The 24968-nt window shown below is 68.1% G+C and carries 20 protein-coding genes; 8 read left to right on the top strand and 12 right to left on the bottom strand.

The window, feature by feature from the left end; genetic code table 11:
* Nucleotides 1-37 precede the first annotated feature (37 nt).
* Both OG579_RS08025 and OG579_RS08030 read left to right on the top strand, forming a co-directional pair.
* A complete protein-coding gene (locus tag OG579_RS08025; RefSeq protein WP_328858706.1) occupies nucleotides 38-349 on the top strand; it encodes a hypothetical protein in 312 nt (103 codons plus the stop codon).
* A complete protein-coding gene (locus OG579_RS08030; protein ID WP_328858707.1) occupies nucleotides 346-834 on the top strand; it encodes a SixA phosphatase family protein in 489 nt (162 codons plus the stop codon). Before OG579_RS08025 ends, OG579_RS08030 begins: the two co-directional genes overlap by 4 nt.
* Nucleotides 835-840: 6 nt before the next feature.
* Here OG579_RS08030 and OG579_RS08035 read toward each other — a convergent pair whose 3' ends face one another.
* Both OG579_RS08035 and OG579_RS08040 read right to left on the bottom strand, forming a co-directional pair.
* On the bottom strand, nucleotides 841-1788 hold the full coding sequence (locus tag OG579_RS08035) for an NAD(P)/FAD-dependent oxidoreductase (protein WP_328858708.1): 948 nt from the start codon (nucleotides 1786-1788) through the stop codon (nucleotides 841-843).
* Between the two features lie 4 nt (nucleotides 1789-1792).
* The gene (locus OG579_RS08040) at nucleotides 1793-2686 is read right to left on the bottom strand and encodes an alpha/beta hydrolase family protein (RefSeq protein WP_328858709.1); all 894 of its coding nucleotides are present in this window, start codon (nucleotides 2684-2686) and stop codon (nucleotides 1793-1795) included.
* 90 nt (nucleotides 2687-2776) lie between these two features.
* Between OG579_RS08040 and OG579_RS08045 the strand changes: the two genes are divergently transcribed.
* Complete coding sequence (locus OG579_RS08045) at nucleotides 2777-3217, top strand: hypothetical protein (protein ID WP_328858710.1); 441 nt, start codon at nucleotides 2777-2779, stop codon at nucleotides 3215-3217.
* Between the two features lie 38 nt (nucleotides 3218-3255).
* Complete coding sequence (locus OG579_RS08050; protein ID WP_328858711.1) at nucleotides 3256-3969, top strand: type 1 glutamine amidotransferase; 714 nt, start codon at nucleotides 3256-3258, stop codon at nucleotides 3967-3969.
* On the opposite strand, the gene OG579_RS08055 is transcribed toward OG579_RS08050, so the two are convergent.
* Nucleotides 3947-4852, bottom strand: a complete 906-nt coding sequence (locus tag OG579_RS08055) for an undecaprenyl-diphosphate phosphatase (RefSeq protein WP_328858712.1) — start codon at nucleotides 4850-4852, stop codon at nucleotides 3947-3949. The two genes, OG579_RS08050 and OG579_RS08055, sit on opposite strands and share 23 nt — an antisense overlap.
* Before the next feature lie 69 nt (nucleotides 4853-4921).
* On the bottom strand, nucleotides 4922-6007 hold the full coding sequence (locus OG579_RS08060) for a DNA polymerase IV (protein WP_328858713.1): 1086 nt from the start codon (nucleotides 6005-6007) through the stop codon (nucleotides 4922-4924).
* A 173-nt stretch (nucleotides 6008-6180) separates the two neighbouring features.
* Between OG579_RS08060 and OG579_RS08065 the strand changes: the two genes are divergently transcribed.
* The 4 genes from OG579_RS08065 (at nucleotide 6181) to OG579_RS08080 (ending at nucleotide 10183) form a co-directional block, all read left to right on the top strand.
* Nucleotides 6181-7152 carry an alpha/beta hydrolase family protein gene (locus OG579_RS08065; protein WP_328858714.1) on the top strand — a complete coding sequence of 324 codons (972 nt, stop codon included), beginning with the start codon at nucleotides 6181-6183 and terminating at the stop codon, nucleotides 7150-7152.
* A gap of 98 nt (nucleotides 7153-7250) precedes the next feature.
* Nucleotides 7251-7697 (top strand): VOC family protein, encoded by a 447-nt coding sequence (locus OG579_RS08070; protein WP_328858715.1) that lies wholly within the window; start codon nucleotides 7251-7253, stop codon nucleotides 7695-7697.
* An 18-nt stretch (nucleotides 7698-7715) separates the two neighbouring features.
* Entirely contained in the window at nucleotides 7716-9062 is a 1347-nt protein-coding gene (locus OG579_RS08075; protein ID WP_328858716.1) for a glutamine synthetase family protein, read from the top strand.
* Nucleotides 9062-10183, top strand: coding sequence for an amidohydrolase family protein (locus OG579_RS08080; RefSeq protein ID WP_328858717.1), 1122 nt, complete (start codon nucleotides 9062-9064; stop codon nucleotides 10181-10183). Before OG579_RS08075 ends, OG579_RS08080 begins: the two co-directional genes overlap by 1 nt.
* A gap of 253 nt (nucleotides 10184-10436) precedes the next feature.
* Here OG579_RS08080 and OG579_RS08085 read toward each other — a convergent pair whose 3' ends face one another.
* The 8 genes from OG579_RS08085 to OG579_RS08120 all read right to left on the bottom strand — a co-directional run bounded on the left by OG579_RS08085 (nucleotide 10437) and on the right by OG579_RS08120 (nucleotide 24968).
* Nucleotides 10437-14393: a DNA-directed RNA polymerase subunit beta' gene (locus OG579_RS08085; protein WP_328858718.1), complete on the bottom strand. Its 3957-nt coding sequence runs from the start codon at nucleotides 14391-14393 to the stop codon at nucleotides 10437-10439.
* A gap of 33 nt (nucleotides 14394-14426) precedes the next feature.
* The gene (gene rpoB, locus OG579_RS08090; protein ID WP_203225474.1) at nucleotides 14427-17933 is read right to left on the bottom strand and encodes a DNA-directed RNA polymerase subunit beta; all 3507 of its coding nucleotides are present in this window, start codon (nucleotides 17931-17933) and stop codon (nucleotides 14427-14429) included.
* A 354-nt stretch (nucleotides 17934-18287) separates the two neighbouring features.
* Entirely contained in the window at nucleotides 18288-19322 is a 1035-nt protein-coding gene (locus OG579_RS08095) for a hypothetical protein (protein ID WP_328858719.1), read from the bottom strand.
* Entirely contained in the window at nucleotides 19322-20035 is a 714-nt protein-coding gene (locus OG579_RS08100; RefSeq protein ID WP_328858720.1) for a hypothetical protein, read from the bottom strand. Before OG579_RS08100 ends, OG579_RS08095 begins: the two co-directional genes overlap by 1 nt.
* Nucleotides 20036-20103: 68 nt before the next feature.
* Nucleotides 20104-21345, bottom strand: coding sequence for an MCE family protein (locus OG579_RS08105; RefSeq protein ID WP_328858721.1), 1242 nt, complete (start codon nucleotides 21343-21345; stop codon nucleotides 20104-20106).
* Complete coding sequence (locus OG579_RS08110; protein WP_408068765.1) at nucleotides 21342-22649, bottom strand: MCE family protein; 1308 nt, start codon at nucleotides 22647-22649, stop codon at nucleotides 21342-21344. Before OG579_RS08110 ends, OG579_RS08105 begins: the two co-directional genes overlap by 4 nt.
* Before the next feature lie 4 nt (nucleotides 22650-22653).
* Nucleotides 22654-23928 (bottom strand): MCE family protein, encoded by a 1275-nt coding sequence (locus OG579_RS08115; RefSeq protein ID WP_408068766.1) that lies wholly within the window; start codon nucleotides 23926-23928, stop codon nucleotides 22654-22656.
* Nucleotides 23925-24968 carry an MCE family protein gene (locus tag OG579_RS08120; RefSeq protein ID WP_328858723.1) on the bottom strand — a complete coding sequence of 348 codons (1044 nt, stop codon included), beginning with the start codon at nucleotides 24966-24968 and terminating at the stop codon, nucleotides 23925-23927. Before OG579_RS08120 ends, OG579_RS08115 begins: the two co-directional genes overlap by 4 nt.

The raw sequence follows: 24968 nt of genomic DNA on the forward strand, positions 1-24968 counted from the left end.
TTTCGCCGATGTCGGTCATCGGATCTACCGTCATCGGGTGGCATCACGCAGGACGGGGACTCCCAGGACGGGGACGCGCGGGATCTCCGACGAGTTGGAGCAACTCCTCACCCTGTCGCGCGCGCAGATCGACCGCGCGTTGACCGACGACGGTGCCCGTGACGGCCTGATCGAACTCAGTCTCGACGAGGATCTCGAACTCCGTGAGGCCGCGGCCGCGGCGCTCGATCGCGGCGACGACGAGCACGCCCGGGCCTACGAGCAGGAGGCGTCGGCGTGGCGACACACCGCGCGGCTGCTGCGTGGGGAAACCGGTTCGGATCGTTCGGCGCGGTCGCGCACCGCATGACGCGCACGCTGATCCTCATGCGCCACGGCAAGTCGGGATACCCCGAGGGCGTCGGCGACCACGAACGTCCGCTCGCCGAACGCGGCATCGCGCAGGCGACACTCGCGGGCGAATGGTTCGCGCGTGACGGCCTCACCGTCGACGCCGTCGTCTGCTCGACCGCGACCCGCACCCGCCAGACGCTGCAGTGCACGGGCGTCGACGCCGCCTCGGTCGATTTCGTCGACGACGTGTACGGCGGCATGCCCGAACACATCCTCGCCGCCATCCGCGATCACGTGCCCGCCGACGCCGAGACGGTGTTGGTGGTCGGCCACGAACCGGGGATGCCCGCGACCGCCGTCACCCTCGACCCGTCGGCCGACATCGACGGGTTCCCGACCTCGGCCTATGCGGTGCTGCGGATCGCGGTCCCGTGGGATCAGATCGGCGTGGCCGCCGGATCCGACACCGCGACGCTGGTGTCGATGAACATCCCCCGCTAGGCGAACTCAGGCGTCGCGGCGTGCGATGATCGCGGCCGCGAGATCGGTGCCCGACCGCCACGCACTCTCGACCCGCGGCGACCCCTCCGGGCACCACTGGTCTCCCGCGAGACCGACGAGCCGACCGTCGATCTGCTGCAGGGAGTGGGTGGCGTCGTGGGCGCCGGTCGGCTTGGCGAAGGTCCAGCGGTGCGCGTGGGTCCACTCGATCGCCGACCGGCCGATCCCGAGCAGCTCGGTCACCGCGTCCTCCACCTCTCCGATCACCTCGGCGGGATCGTCGAGGTGGGCGGCCGCGAGGTCGGGCGTGGTGTGGGCGACGAGCACCGCGGCACCGTCGCCGCGGCGCGAGCCGTCGTCGGCGACGAACGACACCGACGGGTGGTCGTTGACGAACGCGGCGTGGGTGAACGGCAGGTCCCGCATCGACTCCGGCTCGAATCCGACGGCGACCGCGATGACCGGGTCGTAGCCGACCGGATCGGCGATCTCGGTCAACCGCGCGGCCTGCGGATCGGGCATCGCGATCACGACGTCACCCTCGGGCAGCGCGTCGAGGTCGGCGGTGGTGACCTCGATGTCGCCGAGGACGTCGCGGACGAGTGATCGCAGGCCGCCGGGGGTCGCCCACCGCATCGGGCCGGTCGAGGTCGAGGGCTGATCGCCGTCGGCCAGCACGCCGAAGGTGTCGGCCCACTCGCGGGCCAGACCGCGGTCACGCCACTCCCCGACCACCGCCTCGAAACCGTTGTCGCGCACGGTGAAATACCCGGCCCCGACATCGACCCGGCGGCCGTGCAGCTCGGGGGAGGCCATCCGTCCCCCGGGGGCGCGCCCGCGGTCGAGCACGCGCACCGGCACGCCGGCGGCGACCAGCGCGGCGGCACACGCCGCGCCCGCCATCCCCGCCCCGACGACGGTCACCAGCGTGCCCAGGGTGTGTTCGGTGCTCATCGATTCACCGTACGTGCTCGGGCCAGGGGTTCTCGCCGTCGAGCAGCCAGCGCACCGAGTCGGCCCAGAAGTCGTCGCGGTGGCGGCTGTGGAACAGCCCGAAATGGCCGATGGAGCTGTGGCCGAGCACATCCGGTGACAGCTGGACGAACTCGTGTGACGTGGCGGGCAGGTAGGCGAGCACCCGCCGGACGGCCGCGGGCGTGGCGTACTCGTCGTCGGTGGTCGCGACTGCGAGGACGGGTGCGGTCAGGGCTGCGGCGACGGCCACGACGTCGGCGCGTTCGGCGCGGGGGTAGTTGTCCTCCATGCGCGGGCGACGGCGCGCGCACTCCATCGCGACGCCGCGCGGCAGATCCTCCATCCAGCCGAGACGCCGCGCCGGGAAATACCCGCACACGAGGGTCAGCAGCGGACCCACCACGCGCCAGCGCCAGATCAGCCGACGCCGCGCCCATGGCGCGAAGTCACCGCGCCACGCGTACTGGCCACCGACGCTGAGCACGCGCGCGATCTCGGTGTTGCGCGGCGCCCACAGCGGGACCACCCCACCGACGCTGTGTCCGACGACGGAGACCGGCGCGCCGGGCCATCGGCGCCCGGCCTCACCGAGCACGGCGTCGAGGTCCTTCCGGCCCCAGTCCTGCCAGCGACATCGCATGCCGCGCAGGCGGCTCGGCCGCGAGTCCCCGATGCCGCGGTAGTCGAAGGTGACCACGTCGAACCCGGCGTCGGCGAGGAACGCCGCATAGCGGTGGTAGTAGCGGGCGAGCACGCCCGTCGCGGCGGTGATGACGGCGACCCCGGGGCGCCGCGGGGCGGTCGCAGAGGCGGGCCAGTGGTGCCCGTGCAGCACGAACCCGTCGGCGCAGGTGATCTCGATGGGGACGGCGGTCATGCGCGCGAGGACGCCGGTCGGTCTCTCGCGGTGGTCACCGGTTCAGCGTATCCGCGGCCGGTGTCGCGTCGGGCTCCCTAGGATCGCGGCATGACGATCACCCCATCCGCCGTTGACACCGTGACGAAGAAGCTGTCCCGGAAGTCCCGATCCACCGACCGCGCCAAGACGGTGCTCCCCCTGGTCCTCGGCGGTGGCCGTGCCGCGCTGGGGCTGTCGATGCTGCTGGCACCGGCCAAGACCAACGCACTGCTCGCCGGCGCCGACGCGAAGCTGCCGATGATGAAGGTGACCACGAGGCTGTTCGCGGCGCGCGAGGTCTTCGTCGGCGGCGGCGTGGTGGCGGCGACGTCGGCGAGTCCGGCGGTGCTCACCTCCACCATCGAGGCCGGTGTCGCGCTCGACGCCGTCGACGCAGTGTCGTTCGCCGTCACCAAGGGGGTGCCGCTGACCACCCGCCTGTTGACCGTCACCGCGGCGGTCGGTTACGCCGCACTCGGGATCTACACGCTGCTGGTCCTCGAGGACTGAACCCTGCCCGTCGCGGACGGTGCTGCGAGGATGGGGCGGTGACCACCGCACTGTTCCTCGCCCACGAAGACGACCGTGACCGCGGACGCGTCGAGGCCGGATCGCTGGCCGACAACACCCGCGCCCGCGGCTTCGACGTCGTCGTGGCCCATCCCGGCGACGACCTGCCCGACCCGACGAGCGTCGACTTCGTGGCGGTGCTCGGGTCCGCGCACGCCGCCGACGACGACTCCCTGCCGTGGCTGGCGCCCGAACGCGCCTACGTGGCCGCCGTCCTCGACGCCGGCACCCCGGTGCTCGGGGTCTGTTTCGGCGGTCAGCTGCTCAGCCGCGTGCTCGGTGGTGTCGTCACGCGGTCACCGCACCCGGAGGTCGGGTTCGCGACGGTCGAATCGACCCGCGACTTCATCGATTCCGGGCCGTGGATGCAGTGGCACTTCGATCACTTCACCGTGCCGCCGGGCGCCGAACTGATCGCCCACAACCCCAACGGCGCACAGGCATTCGTCTCCGGCCGCAACCTGGGCCTGCAGTTCCACCCCGAGATCTCCGCGGGGTCGTTCGCGGCGTGGCGCCTGGGCTGGACCCGCGAGTCCGAGATCGAGGTCGAACGCGACTTCGGCATCGACGTCGACGACCTCGCCGACCGCATCGCCCGCGACGCGGAGAACCTCAGCTCCCGGTGCGGGCGACTGCTCGACGGGTTCCCTCGCGCTGTAGATCGGGGCCTCAGGCGAACAGCGCGATGCTGATCCCGCCCGCGACGAGGCAGTAGGCGACGAACGGGTAGAGCGTGCGCGTGCGGAAGAACCGCGCGAGGAACGCGACGGCGGCGAGGGCGGCGACGAACGCGCACACCGACCCGACCAGCACCTGCCCGCCGATGCCGTCGCCGGCCGGCCCGAACAGCTCCGGGATCTTCAGCACGCCGGCGGCCAGGATGACCGGCGTGGCGAGCAGGAAGGCGAACCGCGCGGAGTCCTCGTGGTCGAGTCCGCGCAGGATGCCGCCGGAGATCGTGGCGCCCGACCGCGAGATGCCCGGCAGCAGCGCGAGGATCTGGAACGCGCCGATCAGCGCGCCGTCGGGATAGGTCAGATCGGTGACGTCGTCCTTCGCATGTCCGGACCGGCCGGCGCCCGAGGTGGCGTGCCTGCCCGAGCTCGCCGATGTCCGGCGGCGCAGCACCTCGGCGGCGAGCAGCACCAGACCGTTGAGGAAGAGGAACACCGCAGCGATCAACGGCGTCGCGAACACCTCACGCAGCGGCTTCTCGGCGACGAGTCCCACGATGCCGACCGGGATCGTCGCTATCACGATCAGCCATCCGAGCTTCGCCTCGGGAGTGTCCACCGAGCGGGTTCGCAGCGAGCCGACGAGTCCACCGATGATCGCAACCCAGTCGCGACGGTAGAACACGATCAGCGCGAGCGCGGTCGCCACGTGCAACGCGACGAGGAACGCGAGGAACGGGGTGTGCCCCGGGCTGTTCGACTCGGTGACGAGCTTCTCCCAGCTACCGCCGATCCAGGCCGGGACGATCAGCGAGTGCCCCAGGCTCGACACCGGGAACAGCTCGGTGACGCCCTGGAGGAGCCCCATGACGACGGACTGGGTGTAGGTCAGCGTGCTCACGGGAGCCATCGTGGCCTCCGGCCCGCGTCGATGTCATATCGCCGGGGCGACTTGTCGCGAAGGTCGCGATCAGGTGTCCGGATCGGTCAGTTCGAGTCGTACACCGAGCAGTCGGACGGGTCGGTCGAGGTCGAATTTGTCGAGCAGGACGTGCACGGCGGGGGAGATGTCGGCGAGCGACGTCGTCGGTGCGGGGAGCTTGCGCGACTTCGTGCGCGTGAAGAAGGTCGTGGTGCGCACGGTGACGGCGACGCGGAACACGACGCGCCCCTCGCCGACGATCTCGGCGAGCAGGCTCTCGGTGAGCTCGGCGAGCCGGTCGTGCATCTGCGCGACATCGGTCAGGTCCGTCGGGAACGTCTGCACCTTCGAGTGCGACCGTGCCGGTTCGGGTTCGGTGGTGATCGTGGCGTCGCCGCCACCGCGCGCGAGCACGTGGAGCCAGGTGCCCTGGTGCGGACCGAACATGTCGATCAACGTCTGCCGAGGTGTGGCCGCGAGGTCGGCGACGGTGTCGACGCCCGCGGCGGCGAGCTTCGCCGCGGTCTTCGGTCCGACGCTGTGGAGGTCGCGGGTGGGGCGCTCACCCATCTCGGCCCTCCAGTTCTCGCCGGTCAGCGTGAACACCCTCGCCGCGGGGTCGCCGTCGACGGGGCGCTTCTTCGCGATGTTGGTGGCCATCTTCGCGCGCTGCTTGTTGTCGCTGATACCCACCGCGCTGCGCAGCCCGGTGACCGCGGCGACCGTCTCGCGGATCGCCGCGGCGACCGGCACCGGATCGTCGGCGTCGACACCGACATAGGCCTCGTCCCATCCCCAGACCTCCACCGGGTGCCCGAGGGACGCGATCGCCTCCATCACCCTCGCCGACGCGGCGTCGTAGGTGGCGTGGTCGGTGGGCAGGAACACCGCGTCGGGTGATCGCTTCAGCGCCGCCCGCATCGGCATCCCAGCGCGCACCCCCTGCTCACGGGCCTCGTACGACGCGCAGGTCACCACCGTGCGGGGTTGTTCCGGGTCGCCCGAGCCGCCCACGATCACAGCGACCCCCACGAGTTCGGGGTCGCGGATGCGCTCCACGGACACCTGGAACTGGTCGAGATCGACGTGCAGGATCCACCGGTGACGCGCCGTCGACGACGCGGGCGGGGGCATTGCACCACCTGTGAGTTCGGGGACCTGCACAGCCCGATTGTCCCCCGTATGTCATCCTCCACGGGGGAGTCCGTACGGGTGGGGATGCACGAACGCGGACGAATCGTGGAAAAATCTGCCTGCGAATCCAAACAGGAGTGGTGTGTGTGATGACGTCTGAGGGTGGCCGAACGATGAAGCGAACCGGTGTGATGACCCGACCGCGGCCGGTCGTCGGCCTGATCGTGTCGCTGCTGCTGGCCGTCGGCATGCTCGTCGCCGGAACCGGCACCGCCTCGGCGTGGGGCCCCAACCCCGCTCCCACCTTCCGCGCCGCGAAGATCGACGGCTACGGCATGGGCGACCCGGTCATCCGCACCTGGGCCTCGACCACCACGAAGCCGTCGGCAGCACCGACCATCATCTTCCTCGACGGTCTGCGTGCCACCAACGACGTCAACGGCTGGGAGAAGGAGACGAACGTCGCCTACCTCAGCCAGCGGGGATACAACGTCGTCATGCCCGTCGGCGGCCAGTCGAGCTTCTACGCCGACTGGGACAACCCGAGCCCCAGCGCCGGCCAGACGCGTCCCTACCGCTGGAACAGCGTGCTCACCGGCAGCCTGCCCGCGTACATGGACTCCCTGGGATTCTCGCGCAACCGCACGCTGGTCGGCCTGTCGATGGCGGCCAGCCCGGCGATCATGCTCGCGACCACCCGCCCCGACCTCTACTCCCGCGCCGCGTCGATCTCGGGCTTCCCGCACCCGACCGCGCCGGGCATGCAGACCATGCTCCGTGCGGCGGCGTTCGATTCGGGTCGCTTCGATCTCAACGACATGTGGGGCATCTTCCCCAACGTGCGCGCCTTCCAGAACGATCCGTGGTTGAACCTCGGCGCGATGCGCGGCAAGCATCTGTGGGTCTACGCCGCCGCAGGCGTCTGGAACGGGCCGCCCACCAGCGTCGCCACCTTCGGAACCGGTCTGTCCGGCTCAGCGCTCGAGGTGGTCTCGATGGAGCAGTCGCAGACCTTCGCCCTCGCCGCCCGTGCGGCCGGCGCGAACGTGCGCAGCAGCTTCTGGCCCGTCGGCATCCATGCCTGGCAGTTCTGGCAGACCGAGATCGGTCGCATCGAGCGCGCCGGCTGGTTCCGCAACGGCTGATCCGGGTACGTCTCGGGATCGCGGTTCATCGAGGACCGTACCTGTCCTCGATTGCCGAGAGACTGGTCACACCAGTTCATCGACGAGAGGACCCGATCATGACCAGCAGTGTCGACAGCCCGACGAACGCACCGACCGTCCCCGGCGGCCCCTGGACGCTCGAGGTGATCATGCTGCCCGTGTCCGACGTCGACCGGGCCAAGGATTTCTACGCCCGGGTCGGCTTCACCGCCGACCATGATCACGTGGTCCCGGCCGGCTCCCCGGGCAACGCCGGTGACACCGACATCCGGTTCGTCCAGATGACCCCGCCCGGTTCGGGCTGCTCGATCACGTTCGGCGTCGGACTCGTCGAGGGCGAGCCGGGATCGGTAAAGGGTCTGATGATGTGCGTGACCGACATCGAGGCCGTCCGCACCCATCTGCTCGACGCCGGCATCGACGTCAGCGAGGTCGCGATCGAGCCGTGGGGCCACTTCGTCTACTTCGCCGATCCTGACGGCAACGCGTGGTCGGTGCAGTATCTCCCCTACCGACACGGCTGACCGGGCAGACTGTGGCCCATGGCATCCACCACTGATGACGCCCTGGGCCGACTCCGCAGCGCCGGAACGCAGTTCCTCGTCGGGACGGTGGTGAATCCGGCCGGTCTCGTCCACGCCAAGACCGTCGACATCGACCGCGCCGAGGGTTTCGCCGCGACCGGTCTCGGCGTCAGTCCGGTGTGGCATGTGTTCACCACAGATCGCGTCGGCATCGCCTACACCGATCGCTTCGGCGCCGTCGGTGACGAACGCATCCGCGTCGATCTCGGGGCCGCACGCGTGATCGGCGACGGGATGGCGTGGGCACCGGCCGATTTCGTGGACCAGGACCTGGCGCCGGTCGCCGCGTGCGCGCGAACCACGCTGCGGCGCATCACCGATCGTCTCGCCGAGCGCGGTCTGACGGCCCTGGTGGGTCACGAGCTGGAGTTCGGGTTGTTCGGCCCCGACGCCGAGCCGATCCCGGCAACGATGTGGGCGCAGTACGGGTTGGCCGGGGTGCTCGAACACGAGGGCTTCGTGCGCGACGTCCTCGCCGCCGCTCGCGACGCCGACATCGAAATCGCGCAGCTGCACCCCGAATACGGCGGCAACCAGTTCGAGGTGTCGCTCGCCCCGCTGCCGCCGGTCGCCGCGGCCGACCAGCTCGTCGCGGCCCGGCTCGTCATCGGTCGGGTCGCCCGGCGGCACGGACTGCGCGCGTGCTTCTCGCCCAAGCCGATCGCCGACGGCGTCGGCAACGGTGCGCACCAACATTTCTCGATCGCCGGCGCCGACGGTCCGCTGTTCTCGGGGGGCGACGGTCCGCACGGTCTCACCGACACCGGCGCTGCGGCCATCGGCGGTGTCGTGGCCGGACTGCCCGACATCCAGGGCGTCCTCTGCGGCTCGATCGTGTCGGTGTTACGGATGCTGCCGGGCTACTGGGCCGGGGCGTACGCGTGCTGGGGCACCGAGAACCGCGAGGCCGCGGTGCGGTTCATCGAGGCCCGCCCGGCGAACCCCCACGGGGCGAACGTCGAGGTGAAGATCGTCGACCCGTCGTCGAACCCCTATCTCGCGACCGCGGCCATCCTCGGGACGGCGCTCGACGGCATCGACCGTGGTCTCGCCCTGCCCCCGGAGACGCTCGTCGACCCGGCGTCGCAGACCGACGCCGAGCGGGACTCGGCGGGGACCGTGCTGCTGCCGGTCGATCAGGGCGCCATCATCGACGCCCTCGACGCGTCGAACGTGGCCCGCGCCGTCCTCGGTGACGATGTCGTCGACGCCACGGTCGCGGTGCGGCGGTACGAGACCGAGAACTTCGGGCACCTCTCCCCCGGCGAGATCGCCGAGACATTCCGGATGACCTGGAGCGTCTGATGGGTGCGATCGCCGAGCACGCCGCGTCGGTGTCGCTGATCGACCACCACGTGCACGGGTTCTGGGCCTCCGCCGCCCCCGGTGACCCCGATGCCTTCGACATCCGGTTCGCCTCGGCGCTCCTCGAGGCCGACACCGCCGGAGTGCGGTCGATCGACGACGGCTTCGACACCCAGGCGGGTTTCGCGGTCCGTGCACACTGCGCACCGCTGCTGGGCCTGGAGCGTCACTGCTCTCCGGTCGACTACCTGCGCCGCCGCCGAGAGCTGGGCGAGACCGGTGTCGCGCGCACACTGCTCCACGCCGCCGGCGTCGCACAGTGGCTGGTGGACACCGGCTTCGACATCGGCCTGGTGTCGCCCGACGAGCTCGCGGCGGCCGGCGGCGGTGTCGCACACGAGGTGGTGCGCCTGGAACAGATCGCCGAGGAGGCCGCAGCCGGTGCCGGTGGCTACGCCGACGAGTTCGTCGAGATCCTGCAACGCCGGGCCGCGGGCGCCGTCGCCACGAAGTCGATCCTCGCCTACCGGGGCGGGTTCGGCGGCGACCTCTCCGACCCACCGCCCGCGCTGGTGGAACTCGCCGCGCAGCGCTGGCGCGACGAGGGCGGGCGACGGGTCACCGACCGGATCCTGCTGCGGTTCGGGCTGCATCGCGCACTCGAACTCGGGTTGCCGCTGCAGTTCCACATCGGCTTCGGTGACCGCGACGCCGACCTCGCGACCTCGAATCCGTTGCTGCTGACCGACTTCCTCCGAGGCAGCGGCGCCACACCGATCATGCTGTTGCACTGTTATCCCTTCGAACGCGAGGCAGGGTATCTCGCGCAGGCGTTCGGCAACGTGTATCTCGACGGCGGCCTCGCCATCCACCATCTCGGTGCACGGTCGGCAGCGTTCATCACGCGTCTGCTCGAGATGGCGCCGTTCTCGAAGCTTCTCTACTCGTCCGACGGCTGCGGCCCGGCGGAGTTCCACCACCTCGGCGCGGTGTTGTGGCGGTCCGGGATCGCCCGAGCGGTGCAGAGTTTCGTCGACGCCGACGAGTGGTCTCAGCTCGACGCGACACGCGTGATCGACATGATCGCCCACGACAACGCCAAGCGCGTCTACCGCCTCTAGCCCCCAGTTGGGCACGTAACGACACCGGTTGGGCACGAAACGACGCCAGTTGGGCACAGGCGGGTGATTCACTCCTCCACCGAGGTGGTGACGTGCCCAACTGCGGGCGTTACGTGCCCAACTGCGGTCTTCACGTGCCCAACTGCGGTCGTTACGTGCCCAACTGCGGTGGTGACGGGCGGTGAATGCAGAACGACCCCCACCCGGAGGTGAGGGTCGTTCTGGTCAGATCTCTACCGACTAGCGGGGTTGGCTAGCGGTAATCAGACGAGAAACCGTAGTCGTCGAGCGGCACCGCAGCGCCGGCCGGAGCACCGAAGGTGCCGTCCGGGCTGTAGTAGGTGTCGTCGTACGACGGCACGGCGTACGCCGCGGCGCGCGCCTCCTCGGTCGGCTGCACCGTGATGTTGCGGTAGCGGTTGATACCGGTACCGGCCGGGATCAGCTTGCCGATGATCACGTTCTCCTTGAGGCCCACCAGCTTGTCGCTGCGGCTGTTGATGGCCGCATCGGTCAGCACGCGGGTGGTCTCCTGGAACGACGCCGCCGACAGCCACGACTCGGTGGCCAGCGATGCCTTCGTGATACCCATCAGCACCGGACGTCCGGCCGCGGGCTCGTTGCCCTCGGACACGACGCGACGGTTGGCCGCCTCGAACTCGGCGCGCTCGGTGAGCGAACCGGGCAGGAACTCGGTGGCACCGGAGTCGATGATCGTCACGCGACGCAGCATCTGACGAACGATCGTCTCGATGTGCTTGTCGTGGATCGACACACCCTGGCTCCGGTAGACCTCCTGGACCTCGTTGACCAGGTGCACCTGCACCTGACGGGGACCCATGATCCGCAGCACCTCGTGCGGGTCGGCAGCACCTTCCATGAGCTGCTGTCCCACCTCCACGTGGTCGCCGTCGGTCAGCAGGCGCTCCGAGCCGTCCTCGTGCTTGAACACACGCAGACGCTGACGCTTGGAGATCTTGTCGTAGACGACCTCCTCCGAACCGTCGTCGGGAACGATGGTGATCTTGTAGAAACGATCGTCGTCCTCGAGGCGGATGCGTCCGGTGACCTCGGCGATCGGGGCCTTGCCCTTGGGGACACGGGCCTCGAACAGCTCCTGGACACGCGGCAGACCACCGGTGATGTCGTCGCCGACACCACCCTGGTGGAACGTACGCATGGTCAGCTGGGTACCGGGCTCACCGATCGACTGGGCGGCGATGATGCCGACCGCCTCGCCGATGTCGACGAGCTTGCCGGTGGCCATCGAGCGGCCGTAGCAGGACGCGCAGACACCGGTTCCGGTGGTGCAGGTCAGCACGGAGCGGACCTTCACCTCGGTGATGCCGGCGGCCAGCAGGGCCTCGATCGCGGGGTCACCGAGATCCTGGCCGCGCTCGACCACGACGGTGCCGTTGGCGTCGACCGCGTCGGTCGCCAGGGTGCGCGCGTACGACGAGGTCTCGACGTGGGCGTCCCGGATCAGCGTGCCGTCGGCCTGCTTCTCGGCGAGCGTGGTGATGATGCCGCGCTCGGTGCCACAGTCGGTCTCGCGCACGATGACGTCCTGCGACACGTCGACGAGTCGACGGGTCAGGTAGCCCGAGTCGGCGGTACGAAGCGCCGTGTCGGCCAGACCCTTACGGGCGCCGTGCGTGTTGATGAAGTACTCCGCGACCGTCAGACCCTCACGGAACGAGGACTTGATCGGGCGCGGGATGAACTCACCCTTCGGGTTCGTCACCAGCCCCTTCATGCCCGACAGGTTACGAACCTGGGTCATGTTGCCCGTCGCACCCGACTTCGGGATCATCGCGATCGGGTTGTCCTCGGGGTAGTACGCCTCCATCGCGGCACCGACCTCTTCGGTGGCCTGCTTCCAGACCTCGACGAGGGCGTCACGACGCTCTTCCGGCGTGAGCGCGCCACGGGCGTACTTCTTCTCGAGACCGTCGGCCCGCTCCTCGTACTTGTCGAGGATCGCGCCCTTGGTCGGCGGCACGAGCACGTCGGCCATCGACACGGTGACACCCGAACGGGTGGCCCAGTAGAAGCCGACGTCCTTGAGCTTGTCGACGGTCTGGGCGACCACGATCATCGGGTAGCGCTCGGCGAGATCGTTGATGATCACGGCCTGACGCTTCTTCGGCATCTGCTCGTTGACGAACGGGTACTGGACCGGGAGCAACTCGTTGAAGAGCACCCGACCCAGAGTGGTCGCGATCGTCCACGGCTGACCGAACTTCCAGCCGTCGGGGAACTGCTCGGCCTCGATGTCGGCCGGCGGACGCTGATCGGTCAGACGGACCTTGATCGGCGCCTGCACCGACAGCGCGCCGCGGTCCATCGCCATGATGGCCTCGGCCGGGGTCGAGTAGACACCGCGCTCGACGTCGTCGTTCGACGACGCCGTGTACGCGCCGACCTTGTCGTCCTTCAGCGCGGTCAGGAAGTACAGACCCGTGACCATGTCCAGACGCGGCATGGCCAGCGGACGACCCGATGCCGGCGACAGGATGTTGTTCGACGACAGCATGAGGATGCGGGCCTCGGCCTGCGCCTCGGCCGACAGCGGCAGGTGGACCGCCATCTGGTCACCGTCGAAGTCGGCGTTGAACGCCTCACAGACGAGCGGGTGCAGCTGGATGGCCTTGCCCTCCACGAGCTGCGGCTCGAACGCCTGGATACCGAGGCGGTGCAGCGTCGGCGCACGGTTCAGCAGAACCGGGTGCTCGGCGATGACCTCTTCGAGGACGTCCCACACGGCCGGGCGCTGACGCTCGACCATCCGCTTGGCGGACTTGATGTTCTGCGCCTGGTTGAGATCGACCAGACGCTTCATCACGAACGGCTTGAACAGCTCGAGCGCCATCAGCTTCGGCAGGCCGCACTGGTGCAGCTTGAGCTGCGGGCCGACGACGATGACCGAACGGCCCGAGTAGTCGACGCGCTTGCCGAGCAGGTTCTGACGGAAACGACCCTGCTTGCCCTTGAGCAGGTCGCTCAACGACTTCAGCGGGCGGTTGCCCGGCCCGGTGACGGGCCGGCCACGACGACCGTTGTCGAACAGGGCGTCGACCGACTCCTGCAGCATCCGCTTCTCGTTGTTGACGATGATCTCGGGCGCACCCAGATCGATCAGTCGCTTGAGGCGGTTGTTGCGGTTGATCACGCGGCGGTACAGATCGTTGAGATCCGAGGTCGCGAAACGACCACCGTCGAGCTGGACCATCGGCCGCAGCTCCGGCGGGATCACCGGCACCGCGTCGAGGACCATGCCCAGCGGCGAGTTGCCCGACTGCTGGAACGCCGCGACGACCTTGAGTCGCTTGAGCGCGCGCAGCTTCTTCTGGCCCTTGCCGTTGCGGATGGTGTCGCGGAGGATCTCGCCCTCGGCCTCGATGTCGAAGGTCTCGAGGAGCTTCTTGATCGCCTCGGCACCCATCGCGCCGGTGAAGTACTCACCGTAGCGATCCTGCAGCTCACGGTAGAGCCGCTCGTCGATGATCATGTCCTTGGGAGAGAGCTTGGTGAACTTGTCCCAGATCTCCTCGAGGTCGTCGAGGGCACGCTGCGCGGTGTCACGGATCTTGCGCATCTCGCGCTCGCCGCCGTCCTTCACCTTGCGGCGGGCATCGGCCTTCGCGCCTTCGCGCTCGAGCTCGGCCAGATCCTCTTCGAGCTTCTTGGCGCGCTCCTCGAGGTCGGAGTCACGGGTGTCGGCGACACCCTTCTTCTCGACCTCCATCTCGGCCTGCAGCGTCGACAGCTCGTTGTGACGGAGCTCGTCGTCGACCGCGGTGATGACGTAGGCGGCGAAGTAGATGATCTTCTCGAGATCCTTCGGCGCCAGGTCGAGGAGGTAGCCCAGACGCGACGGGACACCCTTGAAGTACCAGATGTGGGTGACCGGTGCGGCGAGCTCGATGTGGCCCATGCGCTCACGACGCACCTTGGCGCGAGTGACCTCGACGCCGCAGCGCTCGCAGATGATGCCCTTGAAGCGCACACGCTTGTACTTGCCGCAGTAGCACTCCCAGTCGCGAGTCGGTCCGAAGATCTTCTCGCAGAACAGGCCGTCCTTCTCGGGCTTGAGCGTGCGGTAGTTGATCGTCTCGGGCTTCTTGACCTCGCCGAAGCTCCACTTGTGGATGTCGTCGGCGGTCGCCAGACCGATCTTCAGTTCGTCGAAAAAGTTGACGTCGAGCAAGTTGTAACCTTCCTAGCTCTTAATCAGAGGTGATCAGTTGGCGAGATCGTCGACTGTGGCGGATTCGTTGCGCGACAGGTTGATGCCGAGGTTGGCCGCTGCGCGCTCCAGGTCCTCGTCGTCACCGTCACGCATCTCGATCGCGGCACCGTCCGAGGACAGGACCTCGACGTTCAGGCACAACGACTGCAGCTCCTTGAGAAGCACCTTGAACGACTCCGGGATACCCGGCTCGGGGATGTTCTCGCCCTTGACGATCGCCTCGTAGACCTTCACGCGGCCCACCACGTCGTCGGACTTGATGGTCAGCAGCTCCTGCAGCGTGTACGCCGCGCCGTAGGCCTGCATGGCCCAACACTCCATCTCGCCGAAACGCTGGCCACCGAACTGGGCCTTACCGCCGAGGGGCTGCTGGGTGATCATCGAGTACGGACCGGTCGAACGGGCGTGGATCTTGTCGTCGACCAGGTGGTGCAGCTTGATGATGTACATGTAGCCCACGGCCACCGGGAACGGGAACGGCTCGCCGGAGCGACCGTCGAACAGCGTCGCCTTGCCGTCGCCGTTGACCATCACCTCGCCGTCGCGGTTGGGGAGCGTCGAGGACAGCAGTCCGGTCAGCTCCTCGTCGCGAGCACCGTCGAACACCGGGGTGGCGGTGTTCGTGTCGGGACCGTTGGACAACATGTCCTCGGGGAGTCCCTGCGCCCACTCGGGCGTGCCCTGCGCGACGTCGATGTTCCAGCCGGTCTTGGAGATCCACCCCAGGTGGGTCTCGAGGATCTGACCGATGTTCATACGACGCGGCACACCGTGGGTGTTGAGGATGATGTCGACCGGGGTGCCGTCGGGCAGGAAGGGCATGTCCTCGGCGGGGAGGATCTTGCCGATGACGCCCTTGTTGCCGTGACGGCCGGCGAGCTTGTCGCCGTCCTGGATCTTGCGCTTCTGCGCCACGTACACGCGCACGAGCTCGTTGACACCGGGGGGCAGATCGTCGTCGTCATCGCGCGAGAACACGCGGATGCCGATGACCTTGCCGGTCTCACCATGGGGCACCTTGAGCGAGGTGTCGCGCACCTCGCGCGCCTTCTCACCGAAGATGGCGCGCAGCAGGCGCTCCTCGGGGGTCAGCTCGGTCTCGCCCTTCGGCGTCACCTTGCCGACCAGCACGTCGCCGTCACGGACCTCGGCACCGATGCGGATGATGCCGCGCTCGTCGAGATCGGCGAGCACCTCGTCGGAGACGTTCGGGATGTCCCGGGTGATCTCCTCGGCACCGAGCTTGGTGTCGCGGGCGTCGATCTCGTGCTCCTCGATGTGGATCGAGGTGAGGACGTCCTCCTCCACGAGGCGCTGCGACAGGATGATCGCGTCCTCGTAGTTGTGGCCCTCCCACGGCATGATCGCGACGAGCAGGTTCTTGCCCAGCGCCATCTCACCCTGATCGGTACACGGACCGTCGGCCAGGACCTGTCCGACCTCGACACGCTGGCCCTCGTCCACGATCGGACGCTGGTTGGCGCAGGTGCCGTGGTTCGAGCGCGCGAACTTGCGCATCCGGAACGTGTCGCGGGTGCCGTCGTCGGCCATCACGGTGATGTAGTCGGCGGAGACCTCCTCGATCACGCCGGCCTTCTCGGTGGTGATGACGTCGCCGGCGTCGATCGCGGCACGCAGCTCCATGCCGGTACCGACCAGCGGCGACTCGCTGCGAACCAGCGGCACCGCCTGACGCTGCATGTTCGCACCCATCAGGGCGCGGTTGGCGTCGTCGTGCTCGAGGAACGGGATCATGGCCGTGGCCACCGACACCATCTGGCGCGGCGAGACGTCCATGTAGTCGACGCCCTGGGGGCCGACGAACTCGACGTCGCCACCCTTCTTGCGCACGAGGATCCGCGACTCGGTGAAGCGGTTGTCGTTGTCGAGGACGGCGTTGGCCTGGGCCTTGACGTACCGGTCCTCCTCGTCGGCGGTCAGGTAGTCGATCTGGTCGGTCACCTGTCCGTCGACGACCTTGCGGTACGGCGTCTCGATGAAGCCGAACGGGTTGACCCGCGCGTACACCGACAGCGAACCGATCAGACCGATGTTCGGGCCCTCAGGGGTCTCGATCGGACACATGCGGCCGTAGTGCGACGGGTGGACGTCACGGACCTCGAGGCCGGCACGCTCACGCGACAGACCACCGGGACCCAGCGCCGACAGGCGACGCTTGTGGGTCAGACCCGACAGCGGGTTGTTCTGGTCCATGAACTGCGACAGCTGGGAGGTCCCGAAGAACTCCTTGATCGCGGCCACGACGGGACGGATGTTGATCAGGGTCTGCGGCGTGATCGCCTCGACGTCCTGGGTGGTCATCCGCTCGCGGACCACACGCTCCATGCGGGACAGGCCCACGCGGATCTGGTTCTGGATCAGTTCACCGACGGTGCGCAGACGACGGTTGCCGAAGTGGTCGATGTCGTCGACCTCGACGGGCACCTCGACGCCGCCGGGGACGGTCATCATCGCGGGCACGTTGGGCTCGGACTCGTGCAGGCGGACGAGGTACTCGACCGTCGCGACGATGTCCTCCTCGGTGAGCACCGAGGACCCGACCATCGGGTTGTCGGTGAGACCGAGCTTCTTGTTGAACTTGTAGCGACCCACGCGGGCGAGGTCGTAGCGCTTCTCCTTGAAGAACAGGTTCTCCAGCAGGGTCTGCGCCGACTCCTTCGTGGGCGGCTCGCCCGGACGCAGCTTGCGGTAGACCTCGAGGAGCGCCTCGTCGGTGCCGGCGGTGTTGTCCTTCTCCAGCGTCGACATCATGATCTCGGAGAAACCGAAACGCTCGGTGATCTGCTCGGTGGTCCACCCGAGCGCCTTGAGCAGCACGGTGACCGACTGGCGACGCTTGCGGTCGATGCGGACGCCGACGGTGTCGCGCTTGTCGATGTCGAACTCGAGCCATGCGCCACGACCCGGGATCACCTTGACGCTGTGCAGCGTCTTCTCGGTGGCCTTGTCGATGTTGGCGTCGAAGTAGACGCCGGGGCTGCGGACGAGCTGGCTCACCACGACACGCTCGGTGCCGTTGATGATGAAGCTGCCCTTGTCGGTCATGATCGGGAAGTCGCCCATGAAGACGGTCTGCGACTTGATCTCGCCGGTGTTGTTGTTGATGAACTCGGCGGTGACGAACAGCGGCGCCGCGTACGTCATGTCCTTGTCTTTGCACTCCTCGACCGAGGCCTTGACCTCGTCGAAGCGGGGATCGGAGAACGACAGCGACATGGAGCCGGAGAAGTCCTCGATCGGGGAGAGCTCGGCGAGGATGTCGTCGAGGCCTCCGCTGGGGTTCTCTTCGCCACGCGCGAGTGCGCGGGCGTGCCACTCCGGTGCGCCGACGAGCCACTGGAACGACTCGAGCTGCACGTCGAGCAGACCGGGAACTTCGAGAGGCTCGCTGAGCTTTGCGAACGATGCACGGCGCGGAGCGCCGGGAATGGTTGATGTGGACTGGCGGGAGACTGCCAAGATGCGTCCTTCCAACACGAAATCTTTGAGGTGCCGAGCTTCTGTGTGCCGTACGACGCGGAATGCGTCTGCGGGCGTTGGTGGCGGCGCCGGAAGCGACCTTGGTCGTCATCGGCGACGCCCGAACGCAGCACACAGAAGTGGCCGAGAAAGGAAATCGTGATGTGGACAGGAGGCAGCCAGCGCAACGTCCAACTGTATCAGAAAAAGAACTCCGCGTGTCAAGCCGCGGGAAGGTCGTCAGAAGACCTCGTGCGCTGGGGCTCTACCAGTGGCTGCCGGTGATCCGTCGCTGCAGATAAGCGTGCAACCACGGGGCGTGTGAGTCAAGAGGAACGCGCAGGTCGGTGTGGAGAAATTGCGTCAAGACGCTCAGAAATCGGCGAAATTGCTGATCAACCATTTGCCGTTGACCTGCTTCATCGACACCTGGTAGCGCTTGGTGCCGCTGCCGGCGGCCTGCTGGTCCTGCGTCTGACTGATGATCAGGTTCACGATCAGCAGCGCGTTGCCGTCCTGGATCGACTTCACACCGACCGAGTCGACGCGACAGTCGACACCGCCCGCGGTGAGACCCGTCTGCTGCAGCGCATCGCGCACCGCGGTGTTGTACTGCGAGAACCGCTGGGCGGCCTCACCGGTCACGTTGGCCGCGGCCGTCGCCTGCCACTCGTCCATCTTCGCGTAGTTGACCGCGAACACCGAGCAGATACGCGACTTGGCCTGCGAGGTGACCTCGCTGGTGATGCCGGGGTCGACGAAGGCCTGGTTCGCGCTCAGTGACACACCGGGCTTGGCCGCCGAGATCGCGGCGATGATCCCGAACACGACCGCGAGCGCGGCGACTATCGACACCGCGCGCCATCCGGGCGCGGCGAGTCGGATCCGGCGCGACGAGGTCGTCGTGTCGCTCGCGGCGGCGGGACGGGCCGCTGCCGTCCCGGCCCGCTGGGGCTTGATGGTGGACACCTTCGCCGCGGGGGGTCGCTTGCCCCGCGGACCGGTCGCCGGCTCGGCGCTCGTGTCGGCGGTGGCCGTGTCGGCGCTCGCGGTGGTGTCCGTGTCGGCGGTCGCGGCGGTGCCGGCGTCGTCGGCCGAGGTCCACTCCCCCGCATCGGGCGTCTCGACCACCGACGCCGCAGCGGCCGTCGCGTCCGGCGTCGGAGTCGGGGCGGGCGCCGGCGGGGTCTTCTCCGCGGTCGTGTCCCGCGTGGTCGGCTCGACCTTCGCCGCCTCGAGCTTCGTGGGCTCGACCTTCTTCGGCTCGGGCTTCTTCGACTCGGCCTTCTTCGGGCCGGCCTTGGCCGGCTGCACCTTCTCCGGGACCGCCTTGGCCGGGGTGTGGCCGGCGACCTTCGGGACGCGTTTTCCGGTGGTTCCGCGACGCGGCGGACGAGGGGTGGTCATCAGTTTCCTCCGGGCGCGGGGGTCGCAGGTGCGGACGCGGCCGGGGCCGGGGCCGAGGGGGCACCCGACGCAGCGGGAGCGGCACCGCCGGCGGCCGGGTCGGTGCTGTCGATGGCGACGGCGTCGAGCGGCTGGATGTTGCTGGCCTTCCAGATACCGCCCTCCTTCGTCACCTCCACCTGGAATCCCATGGTCTGGCTCGAGGACGCCTCGTTGGGCCGCGACGACGTCACGGCGATGAACACGAGGGTCTTCGCGCTGTTGTCGTCAGTGTTGAGCTCCACGACCGAACTCCGGAGCAGCTTTGCGCTGAGCGTCGCCGCCTTCGACGGGTCGCCGGCCTGCTTCTGCAGCTCGGTCAGGCCGGTGCTGCCGAGCAGCTGGGTGCGGGCGTTGCCGGTGACCGAGTCCTGCAGCCGGGCCTGGTAGCCCTTGCTGTCCTTGAGATCGATGTTGAGCACGTTGAGCATGGCCTGCTCGGCGCCACCGAGGGCGTCGTCGCGGGCCGATTGCACGGGCTGCTTGTTCACCGCGTCGTCGTACCAGCGGTATCCGAAGATGCCGGTGAACACGATGGCGGCGATCAGACCGGCCACGGCGACGACGCCGGCGACCGGCAGTCCCGCACTGGCGAGGCGGCGGCGCCACACCGACTCCGTGGCAGCCTCCGGCTCGTTCGGTTCAGGAGAGTTCACACGCTTCTTCGACTTCATCGGGCGCCACTGTAGTCAGTCAACCTGTGTGCACCATCACCCGCGGGTGCGCGGGTGACGGTGACGCCTCAGCGCGGGACGACGCCGAGCAGGTAGGACAGCTGCGTGGCCAACGGGTTCAGGTTGAGCTTGTCGGGATCCTTCTTGGGATTGCGATCCCAGGGCTGCGTGTAATACGGGTCCGCGTACTTCGCGTTCTCGGCACCACGCACCGCGGTCGGGTTACCCTGCGCCACGGCACACTTCGCGTCCTTGTTGAACGGGAAGTCGTCGTAGTTGATGTCGAAGTTCGGGTTCTTGCGCTTCTCCTCGGCGATGATCGCGTCGGTGCTCTCGTAGCCGATCGTGCACGACGCCGGGTTGTTGGTCTCGAGCACCGCACCGAAGTGGATGGTGCCGTCGCCGGGCGCCGGGGTGTAGCTACCGCTCGACAGCGCCGAGAGCATCGCGAGACCGGGACCGACACCCTGGTACGTGCCCTTCACGTTGCGGACATCGAGCGCGAGGTTGCGCACGACCGACGTGAGGTCGCCGCCGCTGCGCTGCAGCAGTGCCGAGATCTGCGTGGCACTGGTCTGACCCGTGGTCAGCAGGCGTCGGAGATCGGGATCGCTCGAGGCGAGCTGCGCGGTGACCAGACCGAGGTTCTTCGACCAGTCGAGGATCGCGTCGGACTGATCGGCCTGGGTGGTCAGCACGGTGTCGCTGTTGCGGATCAGCGAGATCGTCTGCGGCAGGTTGTCGTTGCCCGACTTCGACAGGTTCGCCAACGAGTCGACGAGAACCCGCAGGTTCTGGCCGTTGCCGTTGAACGCCTTGCCGAGTTCGGTGATGACCGTGTTCAGGTCGCCCAGCGGCACCGATTCGGTGAAGTCGACCGCCGAGGCGATCACGTCCTGCACCGGGGTAGGGATCGTCGTGTTCGAGATGACCGACCCGTCCTTGAGGTACGGCCCGCCCACGCTCGAGGGACGCAGGTCGACGTACTGCTCACCGATCGCCGAGCGGTTGGCCACCACGGCCTGCGCCGTCGCCGGCACCTTCGGACCACCCGAGTCGAGCTGCAGGTTGACGCGCACACCGTCGGGACGCAGCTGCAGTGAGCCCACGCGCCCCACCGGGACACCCTGATAGGTGACCTCGGCATTGGTGAAGATGCCGCCGGAGTCCTTGAAGTCCGCGTGCACGGTGTAGAGCCCCACACCGACGAGCTTGTCGAGACGGGCGTAGGTGGCACCGACGTAGATGATGGCCAGCACGCCGACGAGCGTGAAGACGATCAACTGCCATTTGACGAGCCTCGACATCATCGGCCGGTCCCCCCGTTCGCACCCTGCAGCATCGCCATGGGACCGGTCAGTGCCGTCTGCCCCTGCTTCGGCGAGGGCAGCAGGGCGTACTGGCCACCCGACGGCGGCGTGTTCGGTCCCGGCCGGGAGTTCAGCAGCGGCAGCAGCGTGATGGTCGGGAAGCCCAACCGTGCGCCGTTGCCGTTGTAGTACGGGTTGCGCGGATCGATCCGCGGCTGGATGCCCGAACGGACCGGGGTGTACTTCGGCTCCGGCTGACCCACACCGAGCGCCTCGAGCTGGTTGAGCAGCCGCAGGTCGACGCTGAGGAACAGGTTCGTCGAGCTACCGCGCACACCGGGCAGGAGATCGTCCGGGAACGGGTAGGTCGGCAGCAACGGCAGGGCGGTGATGATGTCGGGCGCCGCCGAGGCGAGCGCCGACAACGTCGGCCGCAGCGACCGGAGATCGGTGATGATCTCCTGGCGCGCGCGCCCCAGGATGTCGACACCGACCTGGCCGAGACCGTCGAGCTTCTGCAGCAGGTTCACGAACTGCGGTCGCTGGTCCTCGAGGACCTTCACACCGGCCGGCAGCTGGTCGAGGATGCGGTTGATCTGGGCGGTCTGCGCCTCGGTCCGCGTCGACAGTGTCGCCAACCCGTCGATCGCCCGGGTGATGTTGTTCTTCTGGTCGTCGAGGGTCTTGATCAGCCGCGACGTCTGGTTGAGCAACGACTTCACCGTCGATGTACGGCCGTCGAACGCGTTGTTCAGCTCGTCGACGATCGGCTTGATCTGCGCGATGCCGCCGCCGTTGAGCAGCATCGACAACGCGCCGAGGACCTGCTCGATGTCGGTGGCGGTTCGCGTGCGGGCCACGGGGATCGCCTGTTGCGACGACTGCCGCGGCGCCGACGCGTTGTCCTTCGGGTCCACGAGCGCGATGAACTTCTCGCCCAGCAGGTTGGTCTGGGAGACGTTGGCCTCGGCCTTGTCGGAGAGGTCGATCTTGTTCTTGACCTCGACGGTGACCTGGGCCGACCACTGATCCGGCGCGATACCGATGTCGGTGACCTTGCCGACGGTCACACCGTCGAACTTCACGGCCGACTGCGGGACCAGGTCGAGGACGTCGGAGAACTGGATCTTGTAGGTCCGCGGGTTGTCGCCGACATCGGCGCCACCGGGCAACGGCAGCGAGTAGACGCCGTTGGAACACCCGGTGAGCACGATCATCGACGTCATCGCGGCGGCACCGGCCGCGACGAGGCCGCGGCGGCTCAGGACCGACTTCAGGGGCATCGGTGACTTCAGAGAGGACATCGGGTCAGCCACCTGTCAATCCGGGCGAGGGCGTACCGGGACGGGTCCCGGGGACCGGTCCACGCCGCTGCTGGTTCTCGCCGCTCATGATGCCGAACGGGAGGTTGAGCGTCGGGGTGGTGATGCCCTTGTTGATCTGGTCGGTGATGTTGCCGCACTGGTCGAGCAGCGGACGCAGTGTGTTGCTGAACTGCGTGAACGCGGGATCGCCCGGCTTGAGCTTGCCCAGGTCGAGCAGCTTGCACCCGGCACCGGCGAGGTTCTGCAACTCCGGCAGCACCACGCGCAGGTCGAGGGTTCCCGACTCGGCGTTGTAGGCGTTGATGAGGTTGTTGATCGTCACCGGGAGCACCGTCAGCAGTTCCTTCTGCTGGTCGGTGGTGTCGGCCAGGGTCTGCGCGGTCGGGATGAGCTCCTTGACGCGGTCGCCGAGCGCGATCCGGTTGTCCTGCACGAAGCCGGCGACGTCACCGAGGGCGACCGACAGCTTGTTCAGGGCCTCGCCGAGCTGGGAACGCTCACCGGCGAGGAACGAGGAGAAGGAGTCGAGCTGGGTGTTGAACTGGCGCACCTGCGCGTCGTTCTCGGCCAGCGCACCGACGAACACGTCGAGGTTCTTCACGGTGTCGACGAGGCTGCCCCGCGAGTCGCTCAGGGTGAGAGCGGCCTTGGAGAGCTGGTCGATGGTGGCACCGAGCTTCTCGCCGTTGCCCTTGAGGTTCTTCGCGCCGGTCGTGATGACCTGGCTCAGTGCGCCGGTCTTGTTGGCGCCCTGCGGCCCGAGGGAGTTCGACAGCTTCTGCACGCTCGAGTAGAGCTGGTCGATCTCGACCGGGACCATCGTCTGGTTGAGGCTCAACGTGATGTCGTCGCCGGCCTTGGCCATCCCCTTCTGGTAGGTCGGGGTGAGCTGGATGTAGCGATCGGCGACCACCGACGGAGTGATCTGTACCGCGCGCACGTCCTTGGGCAGGTCGTGTCCGCCGTCGACGGTGAAGGTGATCTTCACCTTGTCGCCCTGCGGCTCCACATTGTCGACCGAGCCGACCTTGACGCCCATGATGCGGACGTCGGTGCCGGAGTAGATGCCGACGCTGGACTTGAAGTACGCCGTCACCTTGGTCTGGTTCAACGAGGTGAACAGCCACCACAGCGATCCGGCGATGATCAGCGCCACCACGACACCCACCACCAGGAAGGCGATGTGGCGCGGGGTGAACCAGCGACCGGGGCCCGAGGAGTCGCGCAGGTCGTGGCGGGGTGCGTTGGTCGTCATCATCCTGTCGCCCCCGTTCCACCGTTGTTGAGCTGCTGGTTCTTGTTCGGCGGCCGCGTGGTGTTCTGCGCGGGCAGACCCGGCGGCAGGATGTTCGTGATCACCGAGTCGAACCAGCGGCCGTTGCCGAGCACGTTGGCGTAGAGCCGGTAGAACGGCGCGAGATTGGTGATGGAGTCACGCAGGTTCTGATCCTGTTTCTGCAGCAGGTCGGTCACGCCCTTGAGCGATTCCAACGCCGGGCCGATCTGCTTCTCGTTGTCGCGGACGATGCCGGTCAGCGTCGTCGACAACTGCGACGTGCTGCTCAGCAACCGGGAGATGGCCGACTGGCGCGTGTTGAGTTCCTGCAGCAGGTCACCGGCGCCGGCGATGAGGCGGGTGAACTCCTGGTTGCGGTCGGCGAGGATCTTCGAGGTTCCCTTGGTCGCGTCGAGGAGCTTGCGCACCTCCTGATCGCGGCTGGCGATCGTCGTCGACAACCGGGTCAGACCGTCGAGCGACCCACCGAGCTCGGCGGGCGTCCCGGAGAACGCGGCCGAGAGGGTCCGGAAGCTCGTCGCGAGCTGGTCGGTGTCGATCTCCTGGATGTTCTCCGACGCGTCGTTGAACGCCTCGATCACGTCGTACGGCGACGTGGTCTGGGTGATCGTCTTGCTCGGGTCGGCGAGCTTGTCACCCCGCGGCTCGATGGCGAGGTACTTCTGCCCGAGCACGGTCTTGATCTGGATCGACGCCGAGGTCTGGTCGCCCACCCAGGTGTCACCGACACCGAACTGCACCTGCACCTTGTTGTCGACGATGTCGACGCTCTGCACGGTGCCGACCTTCACGCCGGCGACGCGCACCTCGTCGCGCGGCTTGAGCCCCGCGGCCTCGGTGAAATCGGCCTTGTAGACCGTCCCCGCGCCCACCAGCGGCAGGTTCGCCAGGTAGAACGACGACAGCGCCGCCATGATCAGGATCGCCAGGCCCAGGGCCCCGACGGTGACCGGGCTCCGCAGAGGGGTGTCCGGGCGGCGATTTTGCTTCTTGTCAGCCAT

It is taken from the genome of Williamsia herbipolensis (assembly GCF_036153515.1).
Taxonomy (GTDB): domain Bacteria; phylum Actinomycetota; class Actinomycetes; order Mycobacteriales; family Mycobacteriaceae; genus Williamsia_A; species Williamsia_A herbipolensis.